At 63.3% G+C, this 26618-nt stretch carries 25 protein-coding genes; 11 read left to right on the top strand and 14 right to left on the bottom strand.

The genetic code is table 11. The annotated features are described in order from the left end of the window. The first annotated feature begins 1 nt into the window (after position 1). The 6 genes from AC1RMG_RS10145 to AC1RMG_RS10120 all read left to right on the top strand — a co-directional run bounded on the left by AC1RMG_RS10145 (position 2) and on the right by AC1RMG_RS10120 (position 8854). Complete coding sequence (locus tag AC1RMG_RS10145) at positions 2-3148, top strand: efflux RND transporter permease subunit (protein WP_041751993.1); 3147 nt, start codon at positions 2-4, stop codon at positions 3146-3148. Then, positions 3145-4605, top strand: a complete 1461-nt coding sequence (gene adeC / locus AC1RMG_RS10140) for an AdeC/AdeK/OprM family multidrug efflux complex outer membrane factor (protein WP_493169129.1) — start codon at positions 3145-3147, stop codon at positions 4603-4605. Before AC1RMG_RS10145 ends, adeC begins: the two co-directional genes overlap by 4 nt. 299 nt (positions 4606-4904) lie before the next feature. Next, positions 4905-6167: an OprD family porin gene (locus AC1RMG_RS10135; RefSeq protein WP_493169127.1), complete on the top strand. Its 1263-nt coding sequence runs from the start codon at positions 4905-4907 to the stop codon at positions 6165-6167. Between the two features lie 243 nt (positions 6168-6410). Next, on the top strand, positions 6411-7601 hold the full coding sequence (locus tag AC1RMG_RS10130; protein WP_041116335.1) for an NAD(P)/FAD-dependent oxidoreductase: 1191 nt from the start codon (positions 6411-6413) through the stop codon (positions 7599-7601). Between the two features lie 25 nt (positions 7602-7626). Further along, positions 7627-8016 carry a helical membrane plugin domain-containing protein gene (locus tag AC1RMG_RS10125; protein WP_210693035.1) on the top strand — a complete coding sequence of 130 codons (390 nt, stop codon included), beginning with the start codon at positions 7627-7629 and terminating at the stop codon, positions 8014-8016. A gap of 13 nt (positions 8017-8029) precedes the next feature. Further along, the gene (locus tag AC1RMG_RS10120; protein ID WP_011059668.1) at positions 8030-8854 is read left to right on the top strand and encodes a methyltransferase domain-containing protein; all 825 of its coding nucleotides are present in this window, start codon (positions 8030-8032) and stop codon (positions 8852-8854) included. A 25-nt stretch (positions 8855-8879) separates the two neighbouring features. Here AC1RMG_RS10120 and pcaC read toward each other — a convergent pair whose 3' ends face one another. The 11 genes from pcaC to pcaR form a co-directional block, all read right to left on the bottom strand. Then, on the bottom strand, positions 8880-9272 hold the full coding sequence (pcaC, locus tag AC1RMG_RS10115) for a 4-carboxymuconolactone decarboxylase (RefSeq protein ID WP_011059667.1): 393 nt from the start codon (positions 9270-9272) through the stop codon (positions 8880-8882). Between the two features lie 22 nt (positions 9273-9294). Then, positions 9295-10083, bottom strand: a complete 789-nt coding sequence (gene pcaD / locus AC1RMG_RS10110) for a 3-oxoadipate enol-lactonase (RefSeq protein WP_041116332.1) — start codon at positions 10081-10083, stop codon at positions 9295-9297. 11 nt (positions 10084-10094) lie between these two features. Next, positions 10095-11459, bottom strand: coding sequence for a 3-carboxy-cis,cis-muconate cycloisomerase (locus AC1RMG_RS10105; RefSeq protein ID WP_011059665.1), 1365 nt, complete (start codon positions 11457-11459; stop codon positions 10095-10097). A gap of 48 nt (positions 11460-11507) precedes the next feature. Continuing rightward, positions 11508-12818, bottom strand: a complete 1311-nt coding sequence (locus tag AC1RMG_RS10100) for an MFS family transporter (protein ID WP_276574282.1) — start codon at positions 12816-12818, stop codon at positions 11508-11510. A 246-nt stretch (positions 12819-13064) separates the two neighbouring features. After that, positions 13065-13631 carry a protocatechuate 3,4-dioxygenase subunit alpha gene (pcaG, locus tag AC1RMG_RS10095; RefSeq protein WP_053156683.1) on the bottom strand — a complete coding sequence of 189 codons (567 nt, stop codon included), beginning with the start codon at positions 13629-13631 and terminating at the stop codon, positions 13065-13067. 1 nt (position 13632) lies between these two features. Continuing rightward, a complete protein-coding gene (gene pcaH, locus AC1RMG_RS10090) occupies positions 13633-14337 on the bottom strand; it encodes a protocatechuate 3,4-dioxygenase subunit beta (protein ID WP_041116326.1) in 705 nt (234 codons plus the stop codon). A 37-nt stretch (positions 14338-14374) separates the two neighbouring features. After that, positions 14375-15580: a 3-oxoadipyl-CoA thiolase gene (pcaF, locus tag AC1RMG_RS10085; RefSeq protein ID WP_493169303.1), complete on the bottom strand. Its 1206-nt coding sequence runs from the start codon at positions 15578-15580 to the stop codon at positions 14375-14377. After that, a complete protein-coding gene (locus AC1RMG_RS10080; protein WP_011059660.1) occupies positions 15577-16356 on the bottom strand; it encodes a CoA-transferase subunit beta in 780 nt (259 codons plus the stop codon). Before AC1RMG_RS10080 ends, pcaF begins: the two co-directional genes overlap by 4 nt. Beyond that, the gene (locus tag AC1RMG_RS10075; protein WP_011059659.1) at positions 16356-17213 is read right to left on the bottom strand and encodes a CoA transferase subunit A; all 858 of its coding nucleotides are present in this window, start codon (positions 17211-17213) and stop codon (positions 16356-16358) included. Before AC1RMG_RS10075 ends, AC1RMG_RS10080 begins: the two co-directional genes overlap by 1 nt. 307 nt (positions 17214-17520) lie before the next feature. Next, positions 17521-18867 carry a 4-hydroxybenzoate transporter PcaK gene (gene pcaK / locus AC1RMG_RS10070; protein ID WP_011059658.1) on the bottom strand — a complete coding sequence of 449 codons (1347 nt, stop codon included), beginning with the start codon at positions 18865-18867 and terminating at the stop codon, positions 17521-17523. Between the two features lie 287 nt (positions 18868-19154). Continuing rightward, positions 19155-19997: a pca regulon transcriptional regulator PcaR gene (gene pcaR / locus AC1RMG_RS10065; protein WP_011059657.1), complete on the bottom strand. Its 843-nt coding sequence runs from the start codon at positions 19995-19997 to the stop codon at positions 19155-19157. A 686-nt stretch (positions 19998-20683) separates the two neighbouring features. Here pcaR and AC1RMG_RS10060 point away from each other — a divergent pair. Further along, a complete protein-coding gene (locus AC1RMG_RS10060) occupies positions 20684-20884 on the top strand; it encodes a hypothetical protein (RefSeq protein WP_011059656.1) in 201 nt (66 codons plus the stop codon). A 377-nt stretch (positions 20885-21261) separates the two neighbouring features. Then, positions 21262-22737 carry an inorganic phosphate transporter gene (locus tag AC1RMG_RS10055; RefSeq protein WP_011059655.1) on the top strand — a complete coding sequence of 492 codons (1476 nt, stop codon included), beginning with the start codon at positions 21262-21264 and terminating at the stop codon, positions 22735-22737. Between the two features lie 134 nt (positions 22738-22871). Here AC1RMG_RS10055 and ccoM read toward each other — a convergent pair whose 3' ends face one another. Next, complete coding sequence (gene ccoM, locus AC1RMG_RS10050; RefSeq protein ID WP_015634423.1) at positions 22872-22988, bottom strand: cytochrome c oxidase subunit CcoM; 117 nt, start codon at positions 22986-22988, stop codon at positions 22872-22874. Positions 22989-23132: 144 nt separating this feature from the next. After that, entirely contained in the window at positions 23133-23294 is a 162-nt protein-coding gene (locus tag AC1RMG_RS10045) for a hypothetical protein (RefSeq protein WP_015634422.1), read from the bottom strand. Between the two features lie 199 nt (positions 23295-23493). Here AC1RMG_RS10045 and gcvA point away from each other — a divergent pair, with 199 nt between their 5' ends. From gcvA to AC1RMG_RS10030, 3 genes are all read left to right on the top strand, one after another. Beyond that, positions 23494-24363, top strand: coding sequence for a transcriptional regulator GcvA (gcvA, locus tag AC1RMG_RS10040; RefSeq protein WP_493169301.1), 870 nt, complete (start codon positions 23494-23496; stop codon positions 24361-24363). Positions 24364-24451: 88 nt separating this feature from the next. Then, positions 24452-24922 carry a RidA family protein gene (locus AC1RMG_RS10035; protein WP_011059652.1) on the top strand — a complete coding sequence of 157 codons (471 nt, stop codon included), beginning with the start codon at positions 24452-24454 and terminating at the stop codon, positions 24920-24922. After that, positions 24922-26124, top strand: coding sequence for an aminotransferase class V-fold PLP-dependent enzyme (locus AC1RMG_RS10030; protein WP_492576016.1), 1203 nt, complete (start codon positions 24922-24924; stop codon positions 26122-26124). Before AC1RMG_RS10035 ends, AC1RMG_RS10030 begins: the two co-directional genes overlap by 1 nt. Here AC1RMG_RS10030 and AC1RMG_RS10025 read toward each other — a convergent pair. Beyond that, entirely contained in the window at positions 26121-26462 is a 342-nt protein-coding gene (locus AC1RMG_RS10025; RefSeq protein ID WP_011059650.1) for a hypothetical protein, read from the bottom strand. The genes AC1RMG_RS10030 and AC1RMG_RS10025 overlap by 4 nt on opposite strands. Positions 26463-26618 lie beyond the last annotated feature (156 nt).

The following is a 26618-nucleotide window of genomic DNA, read 5'->3' as shown; positions in this document are numbered from 1 at the left end:
CATGTCGAAATTTTTTATCGACCGTCCGATCTTCGCCTGGGTAATCGCCCTGGTGATCATGTTGGTCGGGGCTCTATCGATCCTCAAATTGCCGATCAACCAGTACCCGAGCATCGCGCCGCCAGCGATCGCCATCTCCGTGACCTACCCAGGCGCTTCCGCACAGACCGTGCAGGACACCGTGGTTCAGGTGATCGAGCAGCAGCTCAACGGTATCGACAACCTGCGTTATGTGTCCTCGGAAAGTAACTCCGACGGCAGCATGACCATCACTGCGACCTTCGAACAGGGCACCAACTCGGACACCGCGCAGGTTCAGGTACAGAACAAGCTCAACCTGGCCACTCCGCTGCTGCCTCAAGAAGTGCAGCAGCAGGGTATCCGCGTGACCAAGGCAGTGAAGAACTTCCTGCTGGTGATCGGCGTGGTTTCCGAGGACGGCAGCATGTCCAAGGACGACCTGTCGAACTACATCGTGTCGAACATGCAGGACCCGATCTCGCGGACCGCGGGCGTCGGTGACTTCCAGGTATTCGGTGCCCAGTACGCGATGCGGATCTGGCTCGACCCGGCCAAGCTCAACAACTACAACCTGACCCCGGTGGACGTGAAGACCGCGGTTGCCGCGCAGAACGTCCAGGTATCGTCCGGCCAGCTCGGCGGCCTGCCTGCCCTGCCCGGCCAGCAACTCAACGCCACCATCATCGGCAAGACCCGCCTGCAGACTGCCGAGCAGTTCAAGGCGATCCTGCTGAAGGTCAACAAGGACGGCTCGCAAGTGCGTCTGGGCGATGTCGCGGACGTCGGCCTGGGTGGCGAGAACTACGCCATCAGCGCCCAGTTCAACGGCAAGCCGGCGTCCGGCCTGGCAGTGAAACTGGCCAACGGCGCCAACGCCCTGGATACCGCCAAGGCCCTGCGCAACACCATCAAGGACCTGGAACCCTTCTTCCCGCAAGGGATGAAGGTGGTGTTCCCGTATGACACCACCCCGGTGGTGACCGAATCCATCAAGGGTGTGGTTGAAACCCTGGTGGAAGCGATCGTCCTGGTGTTCCTGGTGATGTTCCTGTTCCTGCAGAACTTCCGCGCCACGGTGATCACCACCATGACGGTGCCGGTGGTACTGCTGGGTACCTTCGGCATCCTTGCGGCGGCCGGTTTCAGCATCAACACCCTGACCATGTTCGGCATGGTGCTGGCCATCGGCTTGCTGGTGGACGACGCCATCGTCGTGGTGGAGAACGTCGAGCGGGTGATGCACGAGGAAGGGCTGTCGCCCAAGGAGGCGACGAAAAAGTCCATGGGCCAGATCCAGGGAGCCCTGGTGGGTATCGCCCTGGTGCTGTCCGCGGTACTGCTGCCCATGGCCTTCTTCAGCGGCTCCACCGGGGTGATCTACAAGCAGTTCTCGATCACCGTGGTCTCGGCCATGGCCCTGTCGGTGCTGGTTGCCCTGATCTTCACTCCGGCCCTGTGCGCCACCATGCTCAAGGCCGTACCGCAAGGCGAACACGCCACCGAGAAGCGCGGCTTCTTCGGCTGGTTCAACCGCACCTTCGATCGCAGCGTGAAGAGCTACGAACGCGGCGTGGGCAACATGCTGCGCCACAAGGTTCCGTACCTGCTGGCCTACGTGCTGATCGTCCTGGGCATGATCTGGCTGTTCACTCGCATCCCGACCGCGTTCCTGCCGGAAGAAGACCAGGGCGTTCTGTTCGCCCAGGTACAGACGCCGGCCGGCTCCAGTGCCGAGCGGACCCAGGTGGTGGTGGACGAAATGCGCGCCTACCTGCTGGACAAGGAAAAGGACACCGTGGCTTCGGTGTTCACCGTGAACGGCTTCAACTTCGCCGGTCGCGGCCAGAGCTCGGGCATGGCCTTCATCATGCTCAAGCCGTGGGGCGAGCGTTCCGCGGAAAACAACGTGTTCAACCTGGCAGCCCGCGCCCAGCAGCACTTCTTCAGTTTCCGTGACGCGATGGTGTTCGCCTTCGCCCCTCCGGCGGTACTGGAGCTGGGTAACGCCACCGGTTTCGACGTGTTCCTCCAGGACCGCGCCGGTATCGGCCATGAGAAACTGATGGCTGCACGCAACCAGTTCCTCGGCATGGCAGCCCAGAGCAAGGTGCTGTCCCAGGTACGTCCGAACGGCCTGAACGATGAACCGCAGTACCAGTTGACCATCGACGACGAGCGCGCCAGTGCCCTGGGCGTGACCCTCACCGACATCAACAACACCCTGTCGATTGCCCTGGGCAGTAGCTACGTCAACGACTTCATCGACCGTGGTCGGGTGAAGAAGGTGTACATCCAGGGTCAGGCCGGTGCCCGCATGAGCCCCGAAGACCTGAAGAAGTGGTACGTACGCAACAGCGCCGGAACCATGGTGCCGTTCTCCTCCTTCGCCAAGGGCGAGTGGATCTACGGCTCGCCCAAGCTGGCCCGTTACAACGGCGTGGAAGCCATGGAAGTGCTCGGTGCCCCGGCCCCTGGCTACAGTACCGGTGAAGCCATGGCCGAAGTCGAGGCCATTGCCGCGAAGCTGCCGGCGGGTGTCGGTATCTCCTGGACCGGCCTGTCCTACGAGGAACGTCTGTCGGGCTCCCAGGCACCTGCGCTGTACGCCTTGTCCCTGCTGATGGTGTTCCTGTGTCTGGCAGCGCTGTATGAAAGCTGGTCGATTCCGATCGCAGTGATGCTGGTTGTGCCCCTGGGGATCATCGGTGCACTGATGGCAACCAGCATGCGCGGCCTGTCCAACGACGTGTACTTCCAGGTGGGTCTGTTGGTGACCATTGGTCTGGCGGCGAAAAACGCCATTCTGATCGTCGAGTTCGCCAAGGAACTGCACGAGCAGGGCCGCAGCCTGGTAGACGCCGCGGTGGAAGCCTGCCGGATGCGTCTGCGGCCGATCATCATGACCTCCCTGGCCTTCGTCCTCGGGGTCGTGCCACTGGCCATCTCCACGGGCGCCGGCTCGGGTAGCCAGCATGCGATCGGTACCGGGGTGATCGGCGGTATGCTCACCGCGACTATCCTGGCGATCTTCTGGGTGCCATTGTTCTTCGTCACCGTATCGTCCATGGGCCGCAGGAAAGCGGACCTGTCAGAAACTACTGCAACCCCTAATGAGGCTGGCCAATGAGCAAGTCGCTACTCTCCCTGGCAATCACCGCCATCGCGCTAAGTGGTTGCTCGCTGATCCCGGATTACCAGCGCCCGGAAGCGCCGGTGGCGGCGCAGTTCCCCCAAGGCCCTGCCTACTCGCCAAAGGAGGCCGCCAACGTGGCGGCCGCCGAACAGGGCTGGCGGCAGTTCTTCCATGACCCGGCGCTGCAGCAACTGATCCAGACGTCCCTGGAAAACAACCGCGACCTCAAGGTCGCGGCGCTGAACATCGATGCCTATGCCGCGCAGTACCAGATCCAGCGTGCGGACCTGTTCCCGGCGGTTTCGGCCAACGCCAGCGGCAGCCGCCAGCGCACTCCGGCACGCATGTCGCAGACCGGCGAAGCCGGGATCACCAGCCAGTACTCGGCCACCGTGGGCGTCAGTGCCTATGAACTGGACCTGTTCGGCCGCGTTCGCAGCCTGAGCGAGCAGGCCTTGCAGACCTACTTCTCCAGCGAAGAAGCCCGGCGCAGCACCCAGATCAGCCTGGTGGCCAGCGTGGCCAACGCCTACATGACCTGGCAGGCCGACAAGGAACTGCTGAAGCTGACCCAGGACACCCTCGCCGCCTACGAGGAAAGCTACCGGCTGACCTCGCGCAGCAACGAAGTGGGCGTGGCCTCGGCCCTGGACCTGAGCCAGTCGCGGACTTCGGTGGAAAACGCCCGGGTCCAGCTGGCGCGCTACACCCGCCAGGTGGCCCAGGATGAAAACAGCCTGACCCTGCTGCTGGGTGCGGCGATTCCGGCCAACCTGCCGGCGGCTCAACCGCTCTCGGCCGACCTGCTGAGTGACCTGCCAGCCGGCCTGCCGTCGGAGCTGCTGCAACGGCGTCCGGACATCCTCGAAGCCGAGTACAAGCTGAAAGCGGCCAACGCCAATATCGGCGCGGCGCGGGCAGCGTTCTTCCCGAGCATCAGCCTGACCGCCAATGCCGGTACCTTGAGCCCGGATCTCTCGGGCCTGTTCAAGGGGGGCTCGGGCACCTGGCTGTTCCAGCCGCAGATCAACCTGCCGATCTTCAACGCCGGCAGCCTGCGCGCCAGCCTGGACTACTCGAAAATCCAGAAAGACATCACCGTCGCGCAGTACGAGAAATCCATCCAGACCGCCTTCCAGGAAGTCTCCGATGGCCTGGCGGCACGCCAGACCTACAACCAGCAGTTGCAGGCCCAGCGTGATTTCGTCAACGCCAACCAGGACTACTATCGTCTGGCCGAGCGCCGCTACCGTATCGGGGTCGACAGCAACCTGACCTTCCTCGATGCCCAGCGGTCGCTGTTCAGCGCCCAGCAGGCACTGATCACCGATCGCCTGTCACAGCTCACCAGCGAGGTCAACCTGTACAAGGCCCTCGGCGGTGGCTGGAGCGAACAGACAGCGAAGAACGAGCCACTGGCGGAAAAAGCCCCGGCGCTGCACCTGTTCTGAAGCGTCACCTGGCCATATGAAAAACCCACCTGACGGTGGGTTTTTTTATATGTACCAACTGGAACATTTGTGTTCGATTACCGCCCAAAAAGTGTTTCGTCCAATTGATTGGCCCTGATCCGCGACGCACCATTCCCGGCACCTGGACACACCAATAACAACAGGTCCGATGCCATGCCCCCACGCCCTGCCCGCTGCGGCTGATACCTCTGGTTCCACCCTGCTCCCCTGAAACCTGTGCCCAGACCCTTTGCGCGGCACTGGCCGGCTGCACCCCTAACAATTAGAGAGACCGACGAATGAAGCCAAGCACCCCGCCGTCCTACCTTCTGCCCAGCCTCCTGGCCCTGGCGCTGAGCAGCACCGCCCTGCCGGCACTGGCCGCAGAGTCGGGCTTTCTCGAAGATGCCCAGGCCAACCTGACCCTGCGCAACTTCTATTTCAACCGCAACTTCACCAACCCGACCAAGGCCCAGGGCAAGGCCGAGGAATGGACCCAGAGCTTCATCCTCGATGCAAAGTCCGGCTTCACCCAGGGCACCGTCGGTTTCGGCATGGACGTGCTGGGCCTCTACTCGCTGAAACTCAACGGCGGCAAGGGCACCGGCGGCACCCAACTGCTGCCCCTGGATCACGACGGCCGCCCGGCGGACAACTTCGGACGCCTGGGAGTAGCCTTCAAGGCGCGACTGTCTCAGACCGAGGTCAAGGTCGGCGAATGGATGCCAGTGCTGCCGATCCTGCGCTCCGACGACGGCCGCTCGCTGCCACAGACCTTTCGCGGCGGCCAGATCACCTCGAAGGAAATTGCCGGCCTGACTCTCTATGGCGGCCAGTTCCGCGCCAACAGCCCGCGTGACGACAGCAGCATGAGTGACATGAGCATGTTCGGCAAAGCGGCCTTCACCTCCGACCGTTTCAACTTCCAGGGCGCCGAATATGCCTTCAACGAGAAGCGCACCCAGATCGCCCTGTGGAATGCCCAGCTCAAGGACATCTACAGCCAGCAGTTCATCAACCTGATCCACAGCCAACCCCTGGGCGACTGGACCCTGGGCGCCAACCTGGGCTTCTTCTATGGCAAGGAAGACGGCAGCGCCCGCGCCGGCGACATGGAGAACCGCACCTGGTCCGGCCTGTTCTCGGCCAAATATGGCGGCAACACCTTCTATGTAGGCCTGCAGAAGCTCACTGGCGACAGCGCCTGGATGCGGGTCAATGGCACCAGCGGCGGCACCCTGGCCAACGACAGCTACAACGCCAGCTACGACAACGCCAAGGAGAAGTCCTGGCAGGTGCGCCATGACTACAATTTCGCCGCGCTGGGCGTTCCCGGCCTGACCCTGATGAACCGCTACATCAGCGGCAGCAACGTACACACCGCCACCGTCAGCGACGGCAAGGAATGGGGCCGGGAAAGCGAAGTGGCCTACACGGTCCAGAGCGGCACACTGAAGAACCTCAACCTGAAGTGGCGCAACTCCACCATGCGCCGGGACTTCAGCAACAACGAGTTCGACGAGAACCGCCTGATCATCAGCTATCCCCTCAGCCTGCTGTAAGCCCCTCCAACACGGGGCCGAGCCAAAAGGCCGGCCCCTGCAGTTGTCGGCCTTGAACCGTGGCGCCCAAGGAGAGGTCCGCTGGTCGGGCTTAGTAAAAAAAATCCAATACACAGATAAAGTAAAGGGGTATTCACTTCAGGCGGGCAGTGCTCGCTTCCAGGAAAGGAAACCTATCGATTCAGTTCCGTTATCCATCGGATGTCGTACGTGAAGCTGGCGTAGCCTTGGAGGGTCTGCGTTATGAGCAAGCACATCGTCATTGTCGGAGGAGGTGTAGGCGGTACCATCCTGGCCAATCAACTGGTCAGCAAGCTCTACCCGGAGATACTCAGGGACGAGGTCAAAATCACCCTGCTGTCCGAATCGCCGGATCATTTCTACAAGCCCGCCTTCATGTATGTGGCGTTCAACCTGTTCTTCCAAGAAGAACTCAAGCGACCCGAACGCTCCCTGCTACGCCCCGAAATAACCTTCCGGGTCGACCCCGTCACCCGCTTCGATTTTGCCGGCCAGAGCCTGCACACTCGCAGCGGCAAACGTCTTGGCTACGATTTCCTGGTGATCGCCACCGGCTGCGTGCCGGCACCGGAACGGATCGAGGGGCTCAAGGAAGCCGGCGACCACTTCTACCAATACCAGCCTGCCCGGCAACTGGCACAGCGCCTGAGCCGGATCGACAAGGGCCGGGTGTTCATCACCGTGTCGTTTCCGCAAACACCCAATGTTCCTCATCAATGCGGCATCGCGCCGGTAGAAACGACCCTGATGCTCGATGACTTCCTGCGGCGGCGCGGAGTACGGGATCGGGTCGAGATCATCTACACCTACCCCAGCACCGCGCAGCTACTGCGCAATTGCCTGTTCCTGCAACGCCCGGTCGGCGAGGTACTGCCGGATATCTTCGAACAGAGGAACATCCGCTTCCAGCGCGGCTTCACCCTGGCCAGGGTCGACCCGGACCGGCGCATCGCCTACTCGGAGGAAGGCGCTGAGCAGCCTTTCGACATCCTCATGGCCACCCCGCCGATCCGGGCCGTGGACGCCGTGCTCGAATCCGGCGCCTCTCAGGCACAGGGCCAGGAGGGCTGGTTGCCGACCCATCACGAGACCCTGCAAGTCTATGGCCTGGAGCGGGTCTATGTGATTGGCGATACCGTCGACCTGCCGATCAGCAAGGCCGGCGGCGCCTGCCACAACCAGGCCCCGGTGATTGCCAACAACATTGCCGGAGAAATCCGCCTGGGCTCTCCCGAGGCGGTTTATGACGGTAGGGTCCAGGCGGTCGCGCAGATGGGCCTCAATGCCGGCATGCCCCTTTGGTACGACTATGCCCACGACGTTCTGCCCACCCCGTCGAGCAAGTTGGGTGGCCTGCTGCGCACCGGATTCAATCGCGGCCTGTACTGGGCCGTAGCCCGCGGAATGCTTTGACCCTACACAGGGAGGAGACAACGCCATGGACAGCTTTGATCCAAGCATGCCTGGTCCAAGGGCGACCCAGCCTGAAGTCGCCAGCACGCCAGGCCTGGAAGCCCTGATGAAAAAGCTCCAGCCGCTGCTGGACAGCGCTCGCCTGGACAACATGGTCGACCTGTTGTCCCTGCTTTGCGATCTGATCGACATGCTCGATCAGGCGATGATCGAAAAACTTGCGCAACAGTTTGAAGAAGCCACCGCTGCCACCTGGATGCTGGGCAATGCACTACGCATGGCCAAGGCCGAAACCTCAGCGCAAGGTACCGCTCCCAGCCTGTACGGGCTGCTCTCGCTGCTGCGTGAGGAGGACACGCGACGTGGCGCAGCCCTGCTCCTCAGAACCCTGAATGTCATTGGACGACAACTTTAAAAAGGATGTTTACATGAGTACCAAGCCTCAGCCGACCACGGCCAGGAACCTCAGCACCCAATGGGATCCCCAGGCCTACCAGCAGTTCGTGCGCCTGCGAGAACGACCGGCGGTCGAGCTACTGGATCATGTCGCCCTGCAGCACCCCCATCACATCTACGACCTGGGTTGCGGAACAGGTATCGCCACTCAACTGCTGGCGCAGCGCTGGCCCTACGCGGAGCTGACAGGCGTGGACAGCTCCTCGGAAATGCTTGCCGAAGCCAGCTGCCTGCCGATCAAGGCGCTGTGGCGCAGGTGCGACCTGCTGCAATGGAAAGCCGAACAGCCTGCAGACCTGTTGTTCGCTGCCGCAGTGCTGCACTTCATGAGTGACCACGAACACCTGCTGCCGCGCCTGTTGAACCAGCTCAACCCCGGCGGCTGCCTGGCGGCGCATATGCCCAATTGGCGCGACGCCCTGTGGTATCAGTTGATACTCGAAAGCCTGGAACAGGCAGGACCGGACGGCAAGCCGCTGGGCACCCCGGAGCTGCGGGCGTTCATGGCCGAGCGCCGGGTACTGTCGCTGGATAGCTACTACCGTTTGCTGGCGCCCCTGACTCGGGAACTGGACATCTGGGAAACCGAACACCTGCAGGTCGTGGAAGGCCAGTCGCCGATCTTCGACTGGGTCAAGGTCTCGGCCTTGCGCCCCGTACTCCTGAGCCTGGACGAGCGGCAACGACAATGCTTCCTCAACCATTACCTGGCACGGGTACATCGCTACTATCCGCCCGAAGGCGATGGCCGGACGCTGTTCCCGTTCAAGCGGGTGTTCATTCTGGCCACCGTCTGAAATCGCGCGGTGCAGCCCCGGCGCCTCAACTGCGGGATTCGATGCCCAGTTCGTCCCACACCGACTCCGCCAGGTGGAAGGTGGCGTTGGCCGCCGGGATTCCGCAGTAGATCGCGCTCTGCATGATCACTTCCTTGATCTCGCTGCGGCTCACCCCATTGTTGGCTGCGGCCCGCAGGTGCAGCTTGAGCTCCTCGTTGCGGTTCATGCCGATCAGCATGGCGATGGTGATCAGGCTGCGGGTGTGTCGCGGCAGGCCCGGGCGGGTCCAGATGTCGCCCCAGGCATGGCGGGTGATCATTTCCTGGAACTCCGAGTTGAACTCGGTCAGGGCATTGAGGCTGCGGTCCACATGGGCATCGCCCAACACCGCGCGGCGAACCTGCATGCCTTCGTCATAACGCTGTTTCTCATCCACAAAGGGCTCCTTGAATCGACTCTCAGGCCAGCAGAAAATCCACGACCCGGGCGCTGAAAGCGTCGCCGGCCTGGACGTTGGACAAATGCGCGGCATAGAACTCGGCATACTCCGCGCCCGCCACATGCTGCTGGATGAAGTGCCCGCCGGACGGTGGTGTCACGGCGTCTTCAGTGCCGGCAATCACCAGGGTGGGCACCTTGATCGCCCCCAGCTGTTCACGGAAATCCGCGTCCCGCACCGCCGCGCAGTTGGCCGCATAGCCTTGCGGCGAGGTGGCCGCGAGCATGTCGGTGATCAGCTTGGCCTGGTCAGGGTGAGCTTCGGCAAAGTCGCTGGTGAACCAGCGGGCGATGGAGGCATCGCGCAGTGCCACCATGGCTGCCTGGCCGTCACGTAGCACGGTCTCGATCCGCGGGTTCCATACGGACGGGTCGCCGATCTTCGCCGCGGTGTTGCACACCACCAGCTTGTGCAGACGCTCGCCGGCATTGATCCCCAGCCACTGGCCGATCAGCCCGCCCATGGACAGGCCACAGAAATGCGCACGCTGGATATCCAGCGCATCCAGCAGCGCCACCACGTCGCGGCCCAGTTGCTCGATGCTATAGGGACCTTCGGTGACCAGGGAACGGCCGTGGCCACGGGTGTCCATGCGCAGTACCTGGAAGTGCCGGGTGAAGGCCGCCATCTGCTTGTCCCACATGTGCAGGTCGGTGCCCAGGGAGTTGGACAGCACCAGTACCGGCGCGCCCTCGGGCCCTTCGAGTTGATAGTGCAGTTCGCCCTCGGCGAGTTTCACGAATCCCACAGCAGTCTCCTTCAGGCCTTCAAGGCAAAATGTTCAGCCACGGCGCGCTCGACCCAGGCCTGCGCCTGGCCCAGGTAGTGCGCCGGGTCCAATAGACGATCCAGGTCCGCCGCCGACAGCTCGGCGGTAACCTGGGAATCCTCCCCCAATACCCCACGCAGATGGCGTTTCTCGGCCACTGCGCGCTTGCAGCATTGTTCCAGCAGATGGTGGGCGGTTTCCCGCCCCAGGCGCTGGGCCAGGGCAATGCTCACCGCTTCGGCCAGCACCAGGCCCTGGGTCAAGTCGAGGTTGTGCGCCATGCGCGCGCTGTCGACCTCCAGGCCTTCGGCCACCAGTAATGCTTGTTGCAACGCGCCAGACACCAGGCAGCAGATCTCCGGCAGGGTTTCCCATTCGGCGTGCCACAGGCCCAGGCTGCGCTCGTGCTCCTGGGGCATGGCGGCAAACATCGTCGCCAGCAGGCCGGGAACCCGGGTCGCGGCGCTGATCAGCACCGCAGCGCCCACCGGGTTGCGCTTGTGCGGCATGGTGGACGACCCGCCCTTGCCCGGCGCCGAGGGCTCGAAGACCTCCGCCGCCTCGGTCTGCATCAGCAGGCTGATATCCCGCCCCAGCTTGCCCAGGCTGCCGGCCAACAGGCCCAGCACCGAAGCGAACTCCACCAGGCGGTCGCGCTGGGTGTGCCAGGGCTGCTCCGGCAGGGCCAATTGCAGCTCGTCGGCCAGGGCCTGGGCAATCGGCAAGGCCTGCTCGCCCAAAGCCGCCAGGGTTCCGGAAGCGCCGCCGAACTGCAGCACCAGCAAACGCGGCTTGAGCTGCTGCAGGCGCTCGCGGCTGCGGGTCAATGCCCCCAGCCAGCCGCCGATCTTCATCCCCAGGGTCACCGGCGTGGCATGTTGCAGCCAGGTGCGGCCGGCCATCGGGGTCGTGGCGTAACGTTGGGCCTGGGCAACAAGGATGTCCCCCAGGCGCTCCAGGTCCTGCTCCAGCAGGAGCATGGCGCGGCGCAATTGCAGCACCAGCCCGCTGTCCATCACGTCCTGGCTGGTGGCCCCCAGGTGCACAAAGCGCTCGGCCTCGCCATCGCTGCGGGCGATCTGCCGGCCCAGGGCCTTGACCAGGGGAATGGCCGAGTTGCCGGCCGTGGCAATCGCCTCGCCCAGCATCTGGAAGTCATACAGCCCGGCATGGCAGGCGGCCTCGATGGGCGCTACGGCACTGGCCGGGATCACCCCGACGCGGGCCTGGGCCCGGGCCAGGGCGGCTTCGAAATCGAGCATGGCCTGGACCCGCCCCTGATCGCAGAACACCCCGCGCATTTCCCGGGCAGTAAAGTAGGCATCGAACAACTGATTGCTCGCAGTCAGGGTCATAAACAGTCCTTGGCAAACCTGCGCCCGAGCCGGGCGCAGGTACACAGGTCAAAGGTCGTGGTGCAGGTAGGCGGCCTGTTTCGGCAGGCGCAGGCTGAACAGGAAGGCAATCGCCATCATCGCCGTGACATACCAGTAAAAGGTGTTTTCCATGCCCATGTTCTTGAAGTTCAGGGCCACCCATTCCGCCGAGCCACCGAAGATCGCATTGGCCACCGCATAAGCCAAGCCCACCCCGAGTGCGCGCACTTGCGGCGGGAACATCTCGGCCTTCACCAGGCCGCTGATGGAGGTGTAGAAACTGACGATGGCCAGGGCCAGGGTGATCAGCACAAAGGCCAGGAACGGGCTGGTGACGGTCTTCAAGGTCAGCAGGATCGGCACTGTGAACAGCGTACCCAGGGCACCGAACCAGAGCATCGAGTTACGCCGGCCGATCTTGTCCGCCAGCATGCCGAACAGCGGCTGCATGCACATGTAGAGAAACAGCGCGCCGGTCATGATGTAGCTGGCGGTCTTGGCGTGCATGCCCGCGGTGTTCACCAGGTACTTCTGCATGTAGGTGGTGAAGGTGTAGAAAATCAGCGAGCCGCCGGCGGTGTAGCCGAGCACGGTGATAAACGCCGCCGAGTGGTTCTTGAACAGCGCAGCGATGCTGCCGGCGTCCTTGTCCTCACGGATTTCCTTGCTGGTGGTTTCCTTCAGCGAACGGCGCAGCAGCAGCGAGATCACCGCGGCGATGGCACCGATCACGAAGGGAATGCGCCAGCCCCAGGCCTTGAGCTCGGTCTCATCGAGAAACTGCTGGAGAATCACCACCACCAGCACCGCCAGCAGTTGCCCGCCGATCAGGGTCACGTACTGGAAGGAGGCAAAGAAGCCGCGCTGGCCCTTGAGCGCCACCTCACTCATGTAGGTGGCGGTGGTGCCGTACTCGCCGCCCACCGACAGGCCCTGGAACAGGCGCGCAACCAGCAGCAGGAACGGCGCCCAGGCACCGATGCTGGCGTAGGTGGGCAAGAAGGCGATCACCAGGGAACCGGCGCACATCATCAGCACCGAGATCATCATCGAGTTTTTGCGCCCGTGACGGTCGGCGACCCGGCCGAACAGCCAGCCGCCGATGGGCCGCATCAGAAAGCCGGCGGCGAACACCCCGGCGGTGTTGAGCAACTGCACCGTCGGATCGTCGGAGGGAAAGAAGGCCGGGGCGAAATAGATGGCGCAAAAGGCATAGACATAGAAGTCGAACCATTCCACCAGGTTGCCGGAGGAGGCGCCGACAATGGCAAAGATCCTTTTGCTGCGTTCCTCTCCGGTGTAGTGACTTGTCGTTGTTGTCATGGTTTTTTCACTCATGGGGGACAGTGTGAGTCTAGACACACTTGGCAACATTCCCGTTCCCTGCGGATAGCGCCCTGCCCGCTCCCGGGCAAGGGTCAATCGACCCTGTCAACCTGTAGCGACTGTAGCCGCTGCCAAGCCACGGCGAGGCTGCGAAAAGGCCCGAAGGGCCTTGCTTGGCGGCCTCAAGCCGAACCTCTGCCGATCTCAAGCCCGCCGCGCCTGCTACGCAACCCGCGGCAGTGGCCACACAAGGTCGGGTCAGTAGTCGAAGAACACGGTTTCGGCGTCAGTACCCTGGAGGATCACGTTCCACTGGTAGTGACCGTCAGCATCGGCCTTGGCCAGCAAGGTGCCTCGGCGCTCCTCGGGCACGCAGGCCAGCAGCGGATCGCTGGCGTTGGCCGGCTCCCCCTCGAAGTAGATGCGGGTCAGCAGGTGCTTGACCAAACCGCGGGCGAACACCAGTACCACCAGATGCGGGGCCTGGGTCGTGCCTTTCAGGCCCGGCACCGTGCCCGGCTTGATGGTGGTGAAGCGAAAGCGCCCTTCGGCGTCCACCGGCACCCGGCCAAACCCCTGGAAGTTCGGGTCCAGGGGTTTGGCCTGATCGTCTTCGGGGTGGCGGTACTTGCCGGCGGCGTTGGCTTGCCAGACTTCCAGCATGGCGTCGTTGACGAAGTTGCCGTTGCCGTCCACCACCTGGCCGGTGATCGCCACCCGCTCGCCCAGGGTGCCTTCCTCGGTCAGGTCTTCGCGGTTCAGCCAGGTCAGGCCGATGTGGTAGTAGGGGCCGACGGTGTGGGATGTAGTCGCGGTCAGGGTCACGTTATTTCTCCATCGGCGTGGCGTCGCGGCCGCGCAGGACAATGTCCCAACGGTAACCGAGGGCGTAGGAAGGAATGGTTTTCTCCAGGTCGAAGCTGGCGATCAGGCGTTCCTTGGCGCGGGTGTCCGGCACGCAGTTGTAGATCGGGTCATAAGCCAGCAGCGGGTCGCCAGGGAAATACATCTGGGTCACCAGGCGGGTAAGAATGCTCGGCCCGAACAGCGAAAAATGGATATGCGCCGGGCGCCAGGCATTGTGGTGGTTGCCCCAGGGGTAGGCCCCGGGCTTGATGGTCTGGAACTGGTACCAGCCGTCGGCGTCGGTCACGGTGCGCCCGGTGCCGGTGAAGTTCGGGTCCAGGGGCGCATCGTGCAAGTCGCGGTCGTGGTTGTAGCGACCGGCCGCGTTGGCCTGCCAGATCTCCACCAGGATGCCCGGCACCGGCAGGCCGTTCTCGTCCAGAACCCGGCCGTGGATGATGATGCGCTCGCCCTGGGGCTGCCCTTCGTGCTGGGCCGTCAGGTCGTTGTCCCGTTCCTGGATCGACTCGGCGCCGATGCTCGGGCCGGTGATTTCCGACAGCGAGTGGGGAATGAACACCAGCGGCTTGGACGGCGAGCGGGTGTTGGTCGACTGGTAGGCCGGGTGCAGGTAATCAGGCTGAGTGCCCGCTTGCGGGCGCCGGTAACCGGGCTTGTCACTCATGGTGGTTCCTCGTTCTCTTCTTATATAAGGCAGGCAGTCAAACGCGCTCGATAGCCAGCGCCAGCCCTTGGCCGACGCCGACGCACATGGTCGCCAGGCCTTTTTTACCGCCACTCTTTTCCAGCTGATGCAAAGCCGTCAGCACCAACCGCGCACCGCTCATGCCCAGGGGGTGGCCCAGGGCAATCGCGCCGCCGTTGGGATTGACCTGGGGCGCATCGTCCGCCAGGCCCAGCTCGCGCAGCACCGCCAGGCCCTGGCTGGCGAAGGCTTCGTTGAGTTCGATCACGTCGAAGTCGCTGACCGCCACGCCCAGGCGCTCGATCAGCTTGCGCACTGCCGGCACCGGGCCGATGCCCATGACCCGCGGCGCAACCCCGGCGCTGGCCATGCCCAGTACTCGCGCACGCGGGGTCAGGCCGTGTTTCTTGACGGCTTCGGCCGAGGCCAGGATCAGCGCCGCCGCACCGTCGTTGACCCCGGAGGCATTGCCGGCGGTGACGGTCTTGTCCGGGCCGTTGACCGGCTTGAGCTTGGCCAAGGCTTCCAGGGTGGTGTCGGCACGGGGATGCTCGTCCTGCTCCACCACTGTCTCGCCCTTCTTGTGGGCGATGCGCACCGCAACGATTTCCTCAGCGAAGAAACCGGCGGCCTGGGCCGCCGCGGCACGCTGCTGGCTGCGCAGGGCGAAGGCGTCCTGGTCAGCGCGGGACACTTTGTAGTCATCCGCCACGTTGTCGGCGGTCTGCGGCATGGCATCCACACCGTACTGGGCCTTCATCAGCGGGTTGATGAAACGCCAGCCGATGGTGGTGTCTTCCAGCTTCATGTTGCGCGAAAAGGCGGTATCGGCCTTGCCCATGACAAAGGGCGCGCGGGACATGGACTCGACGCCACCGGCAATCGCCAGCTCCATCTCGCCGCTGGCAATGGCGCGGAACGCCGTGCCGATGGCGTCCATGCCCGAGGCGCAGAGACGGTTGAGGGTGACGCCGGGCACGCTGTCCGGCAGGCCCGCCAGCAGCAGAGCCATGCGCGCCACGTTGCGGTTGTCCTCGCCGGCCTGGTTGGCGCAGCCGAGGCACACCTCGTCCACTTCGCTCCAGTCCACGCTGGGGTTGCGCTCCATCAAGGCCTTGATCGGCAGCGCCGCCAGGTCGTCAGCGCGCACTGTCGAGAGGCCGCCACCAAAACGGCCGATGGGGGTGCGAATGGCATCGCAGATGAATACGTCGCGCATCAGGCTTCTCCAGGGGCTTGGCCATGGGCCGCGGCGGTGCGCGCTTCCAGGTCACGCAGGGCGGTCAGTTCAACCTCGGTGGGTGCTGCGGTCTCGGCCACCTGGTCGGCGAAGCGGATCGCCCAGCCAGTGGCGGCCACCACCTGCTCGCGGGTCACGCCCGGGTGCAGCGAAGTGACGATGAATTCGTGGGTACCGGCTTCCGGCTCCATGATGCACAGGTCGGTGATGATCCCCACCGGCCCCGCCCCTGGCAGGCCCAGGCGCTTGCGCGAATCGCCGCCTTCGCCGTGGCCGACCGAAGTCACGAAGTCGAGCTTGTCGACGAAGGAGCGCGAGGATTGCTTGAGGATGATCAGCACGCTCTTGGCCGAACCGGCGATCTCCGGAGCACCGCCGGCGCCCGGCAGGCGCACCTTGGGCCGGTGGTAGTCGCCGACCACGGTGGTGTTGATATTGCCGAAACGGTCGACCTGGGCCGCGCCGAGGAAACCCACGTCGATGCGCCCGCCCTGCAGCCAGTAGCGGAAGATCTCGCCGGTAGGCACCACGGTGTCGGCGGTTTCCGCCAGCTCGCCGTCACCGATAGAGAGTGGCAGGACGCTGGGCTTGGCGCCGATCGGGCCGGACTCGTAGATCAGCACCACGTCCGGTGATGAGGTCAGGCGTGCCAGGTTGGCGGCCTTGGACGGCAGGCCGATGCCGACGAAGCACACCGAGCCGTTCTGCAAGCGACGGGCCGCGGCCACGGTCATCATTTCATTGGTGGAGTAGGTCATTACTGGGCCTCCGAAGCTGCGGCCAGCTTGGCCTGGAATTCGCTGAAATCGGCACTGCCGTGGATGTATTCGTTGATCCAGGCGGTGAACGCCTCACGGTCGCGGGCGATCGGATCCCAGGCCTGGTAGAAGCGGTTGTCGCGCTCGGAGTAGCCGTGGGCGTAGGACGGATGGGCGCCACCAGGCACATGGCAGACCGCGCTCAGCGCCCAGGTCGGCAGTACGCAGGCGTTCATCGGCGCGTTCAGGTCGTCGACGATTTCCTCGACGGTGACGATGCAGCGCTTGGCGGCCAGGGCGGCCTCTTTCTGTACCCCGAGAATGCCCCACAGCAGCACGTTGCCCTTGCGGTCGGCCTTCTGCGCGTGGATTACCGTGACGTCCGGGCGCACCGAAGGCACCGCCGCCAGCACTTCACCGGTAAACGGGCAGGTCACGGTCTTGATCAGGGGGTTGACCTTGGGCAGGTCGGAACCAGCGTAGGCCCGCAGGACGGCAAAGGGCAGGCCCGAGGCCCCGGCAACATAGGCGTTGGCCAGGTCGGCGTGGCTGTGTTCCTCGATCTCCAGGGGCTGTGGCCATTGCTTTTCCACGGCGTCGCGCAGGCGGTGCAGGGAGCCCACGCCCGGGTTGCCCCCCCAGGAGAAAATCAGCTTGCGAGCGCAACCGGCACCGATCAACTGGTCGTAGATCAGGTCAGGGGTCATGCGCACCAGGGTCAGGTCTTTCTTGCCCTGGCGGATGATTTCATGACCTGCGGCCGTAGGAATCAGGTGGGTGAAGCCTTCGAGCGCGACGGTGTCGCCGTCGTTGACGAATTGCTTCACCGCGTCGTGCAGCGAAAGGATTTCAGCCATGGATGGGGTCTCCCGATTGTTATTCAGCGACTGGAGAAAAAGGCGCTCTGGGCGCGCCGCAGTGACTGAAGATTAAGCCGGGGCCAAACCCCAAACAATCCGATAATCGACTGAGCGTTCGATTATCGAACAGATTGTTGCAGGGCTATCGATTGCTTTTCCTCAACCCCGCCACAGCCCTGCCGGCCTTCTGGGGCCGCTGCCGCGGGCGAGGATAACGTTCGAAGAACCCTCTGCGCCCTTCAGGAGCAGCGGGCCCTTCGAGCCCGGCCGCAGCCTGCGGCAGCGGCTACAGGGTAGTCCGCGGTCAGGTCGCGTCTGCGTGACTGACCATGCCCTTGATCACCACCGCGGTGGTGGCCAGGGCCGCCGGAATCACCAGGGCGGTCAGCACTTGTTCGAAGTTCCAGCCCAGGCCCAGCAGGGTCGCTCCCATCCACGCACCGAGAATGGCGCCGAAACGGCCGATGCCAAGCATCCAGGAGACCCCGGTGGCACGCCCCTGGGTCGGGTAGAAGCGCGCGGCCAACGACGGCATTGCCGATTGCGCACCGTTAACGCACATGCCGGCGATCAGCACCAGGGTGGCCAACAGGGTGATGTTGCCCAGGCTCTGCCCGACGGCGTAGGCAAAGACCCCAGCCAGCAGGTAGAAACAGCCGATCACCTTGTGCGGGTTGAAACGGTCCATGGCCCAGCCCACGGCCACCGCGCTGAGGACGCCGCCAAACTGGAACAGGGCGCCGATAAAGGCCGCCTGTTCCATGCTCGCCCCGCTGTCGCGCATCAGGGTCGGCAGCCAGCTGGTGAGCAGGTAGACAATCACCAGCCCCATGAAATAGGTCAGCCACAGCAACAGGGTGCCGACGCTATAGGTGCCGGAGAAGATCACCGCGAACACGTTGCGCGCCTTCACGGTCTTCTGTTCCGGCACGCTGAAGCTGCCAGCCTCGCCGACTATGGCCGGGGCAATCGGCGCCAGGGTCTTGCGCACCTTGTCGGTGCCGCGATTACGCACCACCAGGTAACGCGCGGACTCCGGCAGCCAGAGCACCAGCACCAGGGCCAGGATCAGCGGCAGGACCCCGCCGATCAGCAGCAGGCTGTGCCAGCCGAAGGCCGGGATCAGCTTGGCGGAAATGAAACCGCCGCCGGCCATGCCCAGGTTGAAACCGCAGAACATGCTGGTCACCAGCAACGACTTGTGGCGTTCGGGGGTGTATTCCGAAAGCAGCGTAGTGGCGTTGGGCATGCCCGCCCCCAGGCCCAGGCCAGTAAGGAAACGCAGGACCAGCAACTGGTCGACGTTGGTGCTGTAGGCCGAAGCCAGGCTGAAGGCACCAAACAGCAACACCGCCCCCACCAGCACCACCTTGCGGCCGAAACGGTCGGCCAGGGGGCCGGAGCCCAGGGCGCCGAAGACCATGCCGATCAATGCAGCGCTCATGACCGGGCCGAGGCTGGCGCGGTCGATGCCCCAGTCCTGGGACAGCGCCGGGGCAATGAAGCCCATGGCCGCGGTGTCCAGGCCATCGAGGAAGACAATCAGGAAACACAGGATCACCACGCGCCACTGGTAACGGGACAGCGGCTGGGCATTGATGAAGGACTGCACATCAAGGCAGTTCCCTACAGCGGATTGGGGTTGGTTCATTGTTGTTATTTCCACGCTAAAACGCAGGCGAGCACAGGCCGCCAGGGCTGATCAGGTCACTAAAGGGGTGGCGATATCAGGCGATGCGAGCGGGACGGCAGGAACGGTCGCGGCAACGACGCAGGGAAAGCGTGCTCATGAGTGTTGGCCTCTTCTTTATTATTGGGCGGGCCACCAGCGGCGGGCGAAGATGCCAGCTTGCCGCCGATGACGCTGCCGCGACATTAATGAGCCAGGGGAAACAGCGTCAATTCGCCAAAGGCGTATCTGTGCGTTTATCGAACAGCTTAAGCAAACAACTGCGCGCTCAGATCGCGGCTGGCGCTCAGCAAACCGGGGAGAAAGCGCTGCTCCAGCTCGGCACGGCTGACCCGCCCGGCGTGGGTACTGACGTTCAGCGCCGCCAGCACCTGGCCGGAAGCGTCATACACCGGTACCGCAATGGAGCGCAGGCCCTGCTCCAGTTCCTGATCAACGATGCACCAGCCCTGCTGGCGCACTTGCTGCAGGCACTCCAGCAAGGCTTCCGGGGTGTGCAGGGTGCGGCTGGTCTTGGCTTGCAGGTCCGCATGGTCGAGGTATTCATGCAGCGACGAATCGTCCAGGGCCGCGAGTAGGATGCGCCCCATGGAGGTGCAATAGGCTGGCAAGCGGCCGCCGACAGACAGGTCGACCGAGATCAGCCGCTGGGTCGTGGCGGAACGGGCGATGTAGAGAATGTCGTCGCCTTCCAGGGTGGCCATGTTGCACGCCTCGTGCAGTTGCTCGCTCATGCGGTCCAGGTAGGGCTGGGCGGAGACCGCCAGAGGCGTCGACGAAAGATAGGCGTGGCCCAGGGTCAGCACCTTGGGCAGCAACGAATAGGTACGCCCGTCGGTGGTGGCGTAACCCAGCTTGATCAGGGTGTGCAGGCAACGGCGCACCGCAGCCCGGGGGATTTCCGTGCGATGGCTGATCTGGGCGATGGTCAAGTGCCGCTTGCGCTCCTGGAACGCCTGCACCACCGCCAGGCCCCGGGCCAGAGAGGTCATGAAATCCGGGTCACCGGTCAACGCCTGAATCCTCTTTGCCGCAGACGCCACGATCGGCGGGGCCACTGAGGTAAAGGAATTACGCATCTGATCGTTCATTTCAGGCTCTCTGCGACGAAATTCTTCGGTATTACAAGCCGTATTGGCGAAGAAGCACAAGCTGGGGCCGGCAACATTGGGCGATTATCGAACCATCGACCGATAATCGCAATCCGCCAAACCTGGCATCCGCGGCAGTGAGCCCGTGGGTTTATTGCAAAAAACCATAGTAATAATCACCAGTGGAATGCCCGGTTATCCCGAGTCTTTTGCAACCGACCACTTGCATCAAGATGCAGACTCCCCATATAGACTTGTACCAGCGGAGTAAGAATCAGGCTTTCCTCGTGTAGGAAATGATTAGAACTTTTGTGTCACAAAACGCTCACAATAAAGTTGGTCATTTTAAACTTGCCACCCATAGAGTTATTCTTCGCCGAAGCTATACTGCCGGAGTGAGGAATGTGGAGTCAGTTGCCCCATGCTCCTCTCTCGGGTGGCTTGAAACGGTAATCGGTCACCTGCCGCAAGCGCTTGACCCCTAACCAGATTCGGCCAGCCCGCTTGCAACCAACAACACTGTTGCTACGACAGTTGTTTTCATCCGGTGACGTGGCCGCATGCAATTAACGGCACGCTTGAGAGACTCGAAGTCAAGGCCAGACTGGCACTGACTTCAGCTCCGCGTAGATGCCCGCAAGCAATGCGTCGCACCGGACTGGACCTTCACTCAATTAGGTAACACTGTGACGAAAGATGAACTGCGCGCGGAACTTGAGCGCCAGGAGCAACGTTACAAGGAAGTTTACGGCGGCGAGATCACCCGTTATGCCGCCCAGCCGGAACCTGAACGCAAACCTTGGCGCAAACGCGCCAGTATTCTCGATCAGGCCTTCACCCAAGAACTGCAAAAGATGGAAAAAGAGCTCAAGGCCGAACAGCCGTAATGCTGGCAGCCTGACTCATTCAGGGCTTGCTCTACTTGCCCGCCCGATCATCCCGGCGGCCAGGCAGACCATTGATGCTCGTTACCCCGGGCCCATGGCCATCTCGCCTATCCACAGCGAGAGAGGCTACCGGGCAAGCCCTTTGGTTGAAATTTCATACACGCGTTTTAACCCTCTGATTTCCGCGCCCAGGCCATCGGATTGACCGCTCGTGCCCAATAAACTCAATGGCTTGCCGTGCTTGAGGGGGATGTGCGAAAACTCTGCTCCCGGTCAGTTTTTTCGTTGAAGAATGTTACCGGCGAGCACCTTGTGCATTGATTAGCGGGGTTTTCTGGCATAATCGCGCCCCCTTATGACCGGGTCAGAAAACCTTCATGATCGATTTATTCAGCGGACTGGATGCTTGGGTGCTTGTGAGCCTCTTGCTCGCCCTGGCTTTTGTCCTCGCCTACGAGTTCATCAACGGCTTTCATGACACCGCAAATGCGGTTGCCACTGTTATCTACACCAAGGCCATGCCGCCGCACCTGGCCGTGTTCTTCTCCGGTGTGTTCAATTTCCTCGGTGTGCTGCTGGGCGGGGTTGGCGTGGCCTATGCCATCGTCCACCTGCTGCCGGTCGAGCTGCTGATCAACGTCAACACCGGCCACGGCCTGGCCATGGTCTTCTCGTTGCTCGCCGCGGCCATTACCTGGAACCTGGGCACCTGGTATTTCGGCATTCCGGCCTCCAGTTCCCATACCCTGATCGGCTCCATCCTCGGTGTCGGCCTGGCCAATGCCCTGCTCAGCGACATCCCCCTGGGGGATGGCGTGAACTGGCAGAAGGCAATCGACATCGGCGCTTCCCTGGTGTTCTCGCCGATGGCGGGCTTCATTATTGCAGCGCTGGTACTGATCGGCCTGAAATGGTGGCGGCCGATTTCGAAGATGCACAAGACTCCGGAACAGCGCCGCAAGGTCGATGACAAGAAGCACCCGCCGTTCTGGAACCGCCTGGTACTGGTGATCTCGGCCATGGCCGTGAGCTTCGTGCACGGCTCCAACGACGGCCAGAAAGGCATCGGCCTGATCATGCTGGTACTGATTGGTATCGTGCCTGCCCAGTTCGTGATGGACCTCAACAGCACCACCTACCAGATCGAGCGCACCCGCGACGCCACCCTGCACCTGAGCCAGTTCTACGAGCGCAATCACGAGTCCCTGGGTGAGTTCCTGGCCCTGGGCAAAAGCGTGAAAGACGACCTGCCGGGCAAGTTCCGCTGCAATCCGCAGCAAACCGAACCGACCATCGCCGCGCTCCTGAGCAGCCTCAAGGGCGTTTCCGACTACCATTCGTTGTCGCCGGAAAGCCGCATCGAAGTGCGTCGCTACCTGCTTTGCCTGGATGACACCGCGAAAAAGGTCGGCAAGCTGCCAGGCATCTCGGCCCGTGAAAAGGCCGACCTGGACAAGCTGCGCAAAGACCTGACCGCCACCACCGAATACGCACCGTTCTGGGTCATCCTGGCTGTCGCCCTGGCTCTGGGCCTGGGCACCATGATCGGCTGGAAGCGCGTAGTGCAGACCATTGGCGAGAAGATCGGCAAGCAGGGCATGACCTACGCCCAGGGCATGTCGGCACAGATCACCGCCGCCGGCCTGATCGGCCTGGCGAACATCTTCAGCCTGCCGGTTTCCACCACCCACGTACTTTCCTCCGGCGTGGCCGGGACCATGGTCGCCAACAAGAGCGGCCTGCAGAGCGGAACGGTACGGACCATCCTCCTGGCCTGGGTCCTGACCCTGCCGGCGACCGTGGCCCTGTCCGCCGGCCTGTTCTGGGCAGCCTCCAAGATCCTGGGTACCTGATACCCCAGCCGGCAACAAAAAAGGTGCGTCCCTGGGGACGCACCTTTTTTTATGCCTTGAGCTTTCTTGCAGGCAAAAAAAAGGGCAACCGAAGTTGCCCAAAATGCCTTGCGTGCTCGTTGCCCTGGAAAGACTTAAGGCTTCTTGCGCTTATTCGCGTCTTTCCAGATAAAGAATCCAAACCCTGCGAAAAACAGAACCATGAGGCCGACAGTCAGCACTCCGGCGATCACCACATTGTCGAAAAACATGACTGGCCTCCTGCTCTTGCCCTGTTGCGATGGGGCTAAGTTAACCAAACGGGAGGCGGGGGAAATTGACCGGGGTCAATGTCGCCCATGACTGGGCGCGAGGAAGGGGGAATAAGTGACTTACATCAACAGAAAGCGCCCTGATCAGCGCTTTTTCGGTTTGTTTTTCGGTTTTTTCTTGGCCTTGCCCAAGGGCATGGCGTGTTCGAATGCCTGGCGTACTTCGTTCAGGCGCTTTTCATTGAGATCATGCACACGCTTGGCACGCTCGGCGTTCAGGTCGATCAGCTTGTCGTCTTGATTCATGGCTTGGCTTGCATCACTCGTGGTCAATATCGGCCGCACGCCTTGAAGCGGTGGGCGGCCCTGGCGAATGTGCCAATAATGCGACGTGGCGCCGCACCTGACCAGTGATCAGACCAAGGCGACTGCAATAAAGTCGCTGCCGGGAAGACTTTTTATCCGCACAATGGCCGCCCCTCCCCACAGGAAACCGCATGTGGAAATGCCCAAGCACCTGCCCCCGCTGCTGGCCCTGCGCGCCTTCGAGGCCGTGGCCCGGCACCTGAGTTTCAGCAAGGCGGCCCAGGAACTGTGCGTCAGCCAGAGCGCGGTCAGCCATCAAGTGCACAAACTCGAACAGCACCTGGGCCAGCCGCTGTTTGTACGACGCACCCGGGCCATCGACCTGACCACCGCCGGCGCCAGCTATTACCAACAGATCCAGCCGGCCCTGGAGCAGATCGCCGAAGCCACCCGGACGCTGTTGGCAGCAGAGCCATCGCAGGTTCTGCGCATCGGCCTGCTGGCCTCCTTCGCCACCTTGTGGCTGGCGCCGCGCCTGGCGGACTTCAGCCGCCGCCACCCTCAGATCCAGCTGGAGCTGCAACCGGCCATCAACCTGGCAGATGTGGCCGGTGCCGAGGTCGACCTGGCCATTCGCTATGGCAAGGGCCACTGGCCCAACGTCCAGGCCACGCGCTTTCTCGCCGAGCAACTGTCACCGGTGTGCAGCCCCGAGTTCAAGGCCGGGGCCCTGGCCAACGGCACCTTGCTGATGGCCCGCTCCCACCGGCCCTTTGAATGGGACGACTGGAGCAGGCAGAACACCGTCGACCTCAGCCCTCACCCCAGCGTCATGCTCCACGACTACAACATCGTGGTGGAAGCGGCGGTGGCCGGCCAGGGCATCGCCATGGGCCGCCGCCAGTTGATCCGGCGCCACCTTGCCCAGGGCAGCCTGGTGGATGCCTTCGACCTCCCGGCTCTGCACAACGATCAGATCGGCTACTGGCTGGTGACCGCCGAAGGTCCGGCGAATCCGGCGGCGCAGTGCTTCGCCCAATGGCTGCTGGAGCAAGGGTGCGACCCATGAAAAATTCAGATACGTCGGATTAGATCTATCCGTTTGTCGCCCCCAGCCTGAACACCGATGCTGCAAGCCTTCCATTCGAGGACTTGCCATGCGCGACTCTCTGCAGCAACGAGTGCAACAACTGGGTCTTGAACTGCCGATCCCCGGCCAGCCCATTGCCAACTACGTCAACCATGCCCAGAGCCAGAACCTGCTGTTCATCTCCGGGCAAACACCGCAAGCAGAGCAGCATCCCCATCTGCTGGGCCGGCTCGGTGACAACCTCAGCATCGAGCAGGGTGCCCAGGCCGCGGAACTGGCGGCCCTGGCCCTGCTGGCGCAACTCTCGGCGGCCCTGGGGGACGACTTGTCGAGGCTGCAACGCATCAGCCGGCTGGGGGTGTTCATTGCCGCCAGCGCCGACTTCAAGGGCCATGGCCAGGTCGCCAATGGCGCCTCCAACCTGCTGGTCAATGCCCTGGGCGAGAAAGGCCGGCATGCCCGCACTTCGGTGGGCGTCGCCAGCCTGCCTGCCGGCGTCGCCGTGGAGGTCGACGGGATTTTCGAGCTCAAGCCGTGATGCCCCTGAACCCGGACCACATCGCCCGGCTACGGGCGGCCACACCGGGTTGCACCCGGGTCTGTCACTTCAACCATGCCGGGGGGTCCCTGCCCAGCCAGGGCACCCTGGACGCCATGTCCGGGCAACTGCAGCGGGAGGCCCACAGCGGGCCGATGGAAGCGGCCGGCGCCGGCGCCCAGTTGCAGGAGCAGGCGCGACAGACCGCCGCCCGAGTGCTCAACACCTGCCCGCAAGCCATCGCCTTTACCAGCAGTGGTTCGGCGGCCTGGGGCATGGCCTTCAACGCCCTGCCCGCCTGGCAGCCGGGCGACCGGATCCTGGTGGGGCGCCAGGAATGGGCCGGCAACCTGGCCTGCATGGCCCCGGCCGTGGCCGCCGGCGCGCAGCTGGAAGTCATTCCCTGTGACAGCCACGGTGCGGTTTCAGTCCCGGCGCTGGAGTCCATGCTCGACTCCCGGGTGCGCCTCATCGCCTTGACCTGGCTACCGGCCAATGGCGGGCTGATCAACCCGGCTGCAGCCATCGGCCAACTGGCGCGCCAATGGCACATCCCCTACTTCATCGATGCCGGCCAGGCTCTGGGCCAGGTGCCCTGCGACGTGCAGGCGCTCAACTGCGATGTGCTCAAGGGCGCGGGGCGCAAGTACCTGCGCGGCCCGCGAGGCACGGCCCTGCTCTATATAAGGCCCGGCTTCCTCGAGCAGTTGAATCCGCTGCCGCGGGACGTGCTGTCGGCGCCCTGGGACGGCCAGGGCTTCGCTCTGCGCAACGATGCCCGACGCTTTGAAACCAGTGAAGTGTCGATGGTGCTGCTGGCTGGCCTGGCCAATGCCCTGCAGGAGTTCGAAAGCATCGGCGTGGCCGCCATTGCGCAAAGGATCAATGCCTTGAGCGAGCCGCTGCGCAAGAAGCTGCAGCGCTTGCCCGGCCTGCAACTCCAGGACCTGGGCAGCCCGGGGCAGCAATCGGGCCTGATCGCCTTCACTCTCGAAGGTTGGGACGGGCTGGCACTCAAGGAGGAACTGGCGCGGCGCGGCATCAATATCGGCGCCAATGGCGTCAACTACACACCACTGGACATGCAGGCCCGAGGCCTGGGCAACATTGCCCGGATCGCCTTGAGTTACTTCAATACACAAGAGGAAATCGAGCGCCTGTTGCAGGCCCTCGGGGAACTGGCGGGGAACAAGCGCTCCTAGACCTCGACATCCACCCACAGGCCCTGGCGCGGAGCATCTTCGATCAACGGCACCACCGGCACGGTGTTGTCGGCGTTCAGTTCATCGCCGGGCACTGCCAGGTGCTCTTCGGGGTCGTCCTCGGCCTCACGCTCACGGCGCTGCTTCTGTTGCTGGCGCCGCTGTTCCTCGCGCAGCAGCAGGGCGGACTCCTCGGGGTCGCGCTTTTGCAGGTCGATAGTGCTTTCGTTGGAGCTTTCCTGCACCGGTACCACAGGCGGGATGTCCGGTCGCTGGCGGATCGGATCCTGCTGGGCGGTGATCGGCACGGCACTCAAGGGGAGCATCGGTGGCAGCATATTATTGGTCTCCTGTCGGCAGGCTGTCGGCTGCGGCATGGGCGACTTGAGCCATCGGTCGCAAAACTGTGACCCAGTCGTCAGCCGATAGTGCCCCCCTACCCGACGAATGCACGCCGTACGCTACCTTTTAATCCAGGGGATTGATCAGAGTTC

This window comes from Pseudomonas sp. GW822-FHT04H02 (assembly GCF_058800645.1).
The sequence above is the reverse complement of the archived record's forward strand: the minus strand, read 5'-3'. Positions and strand labels throughout refer to the sequence as shown.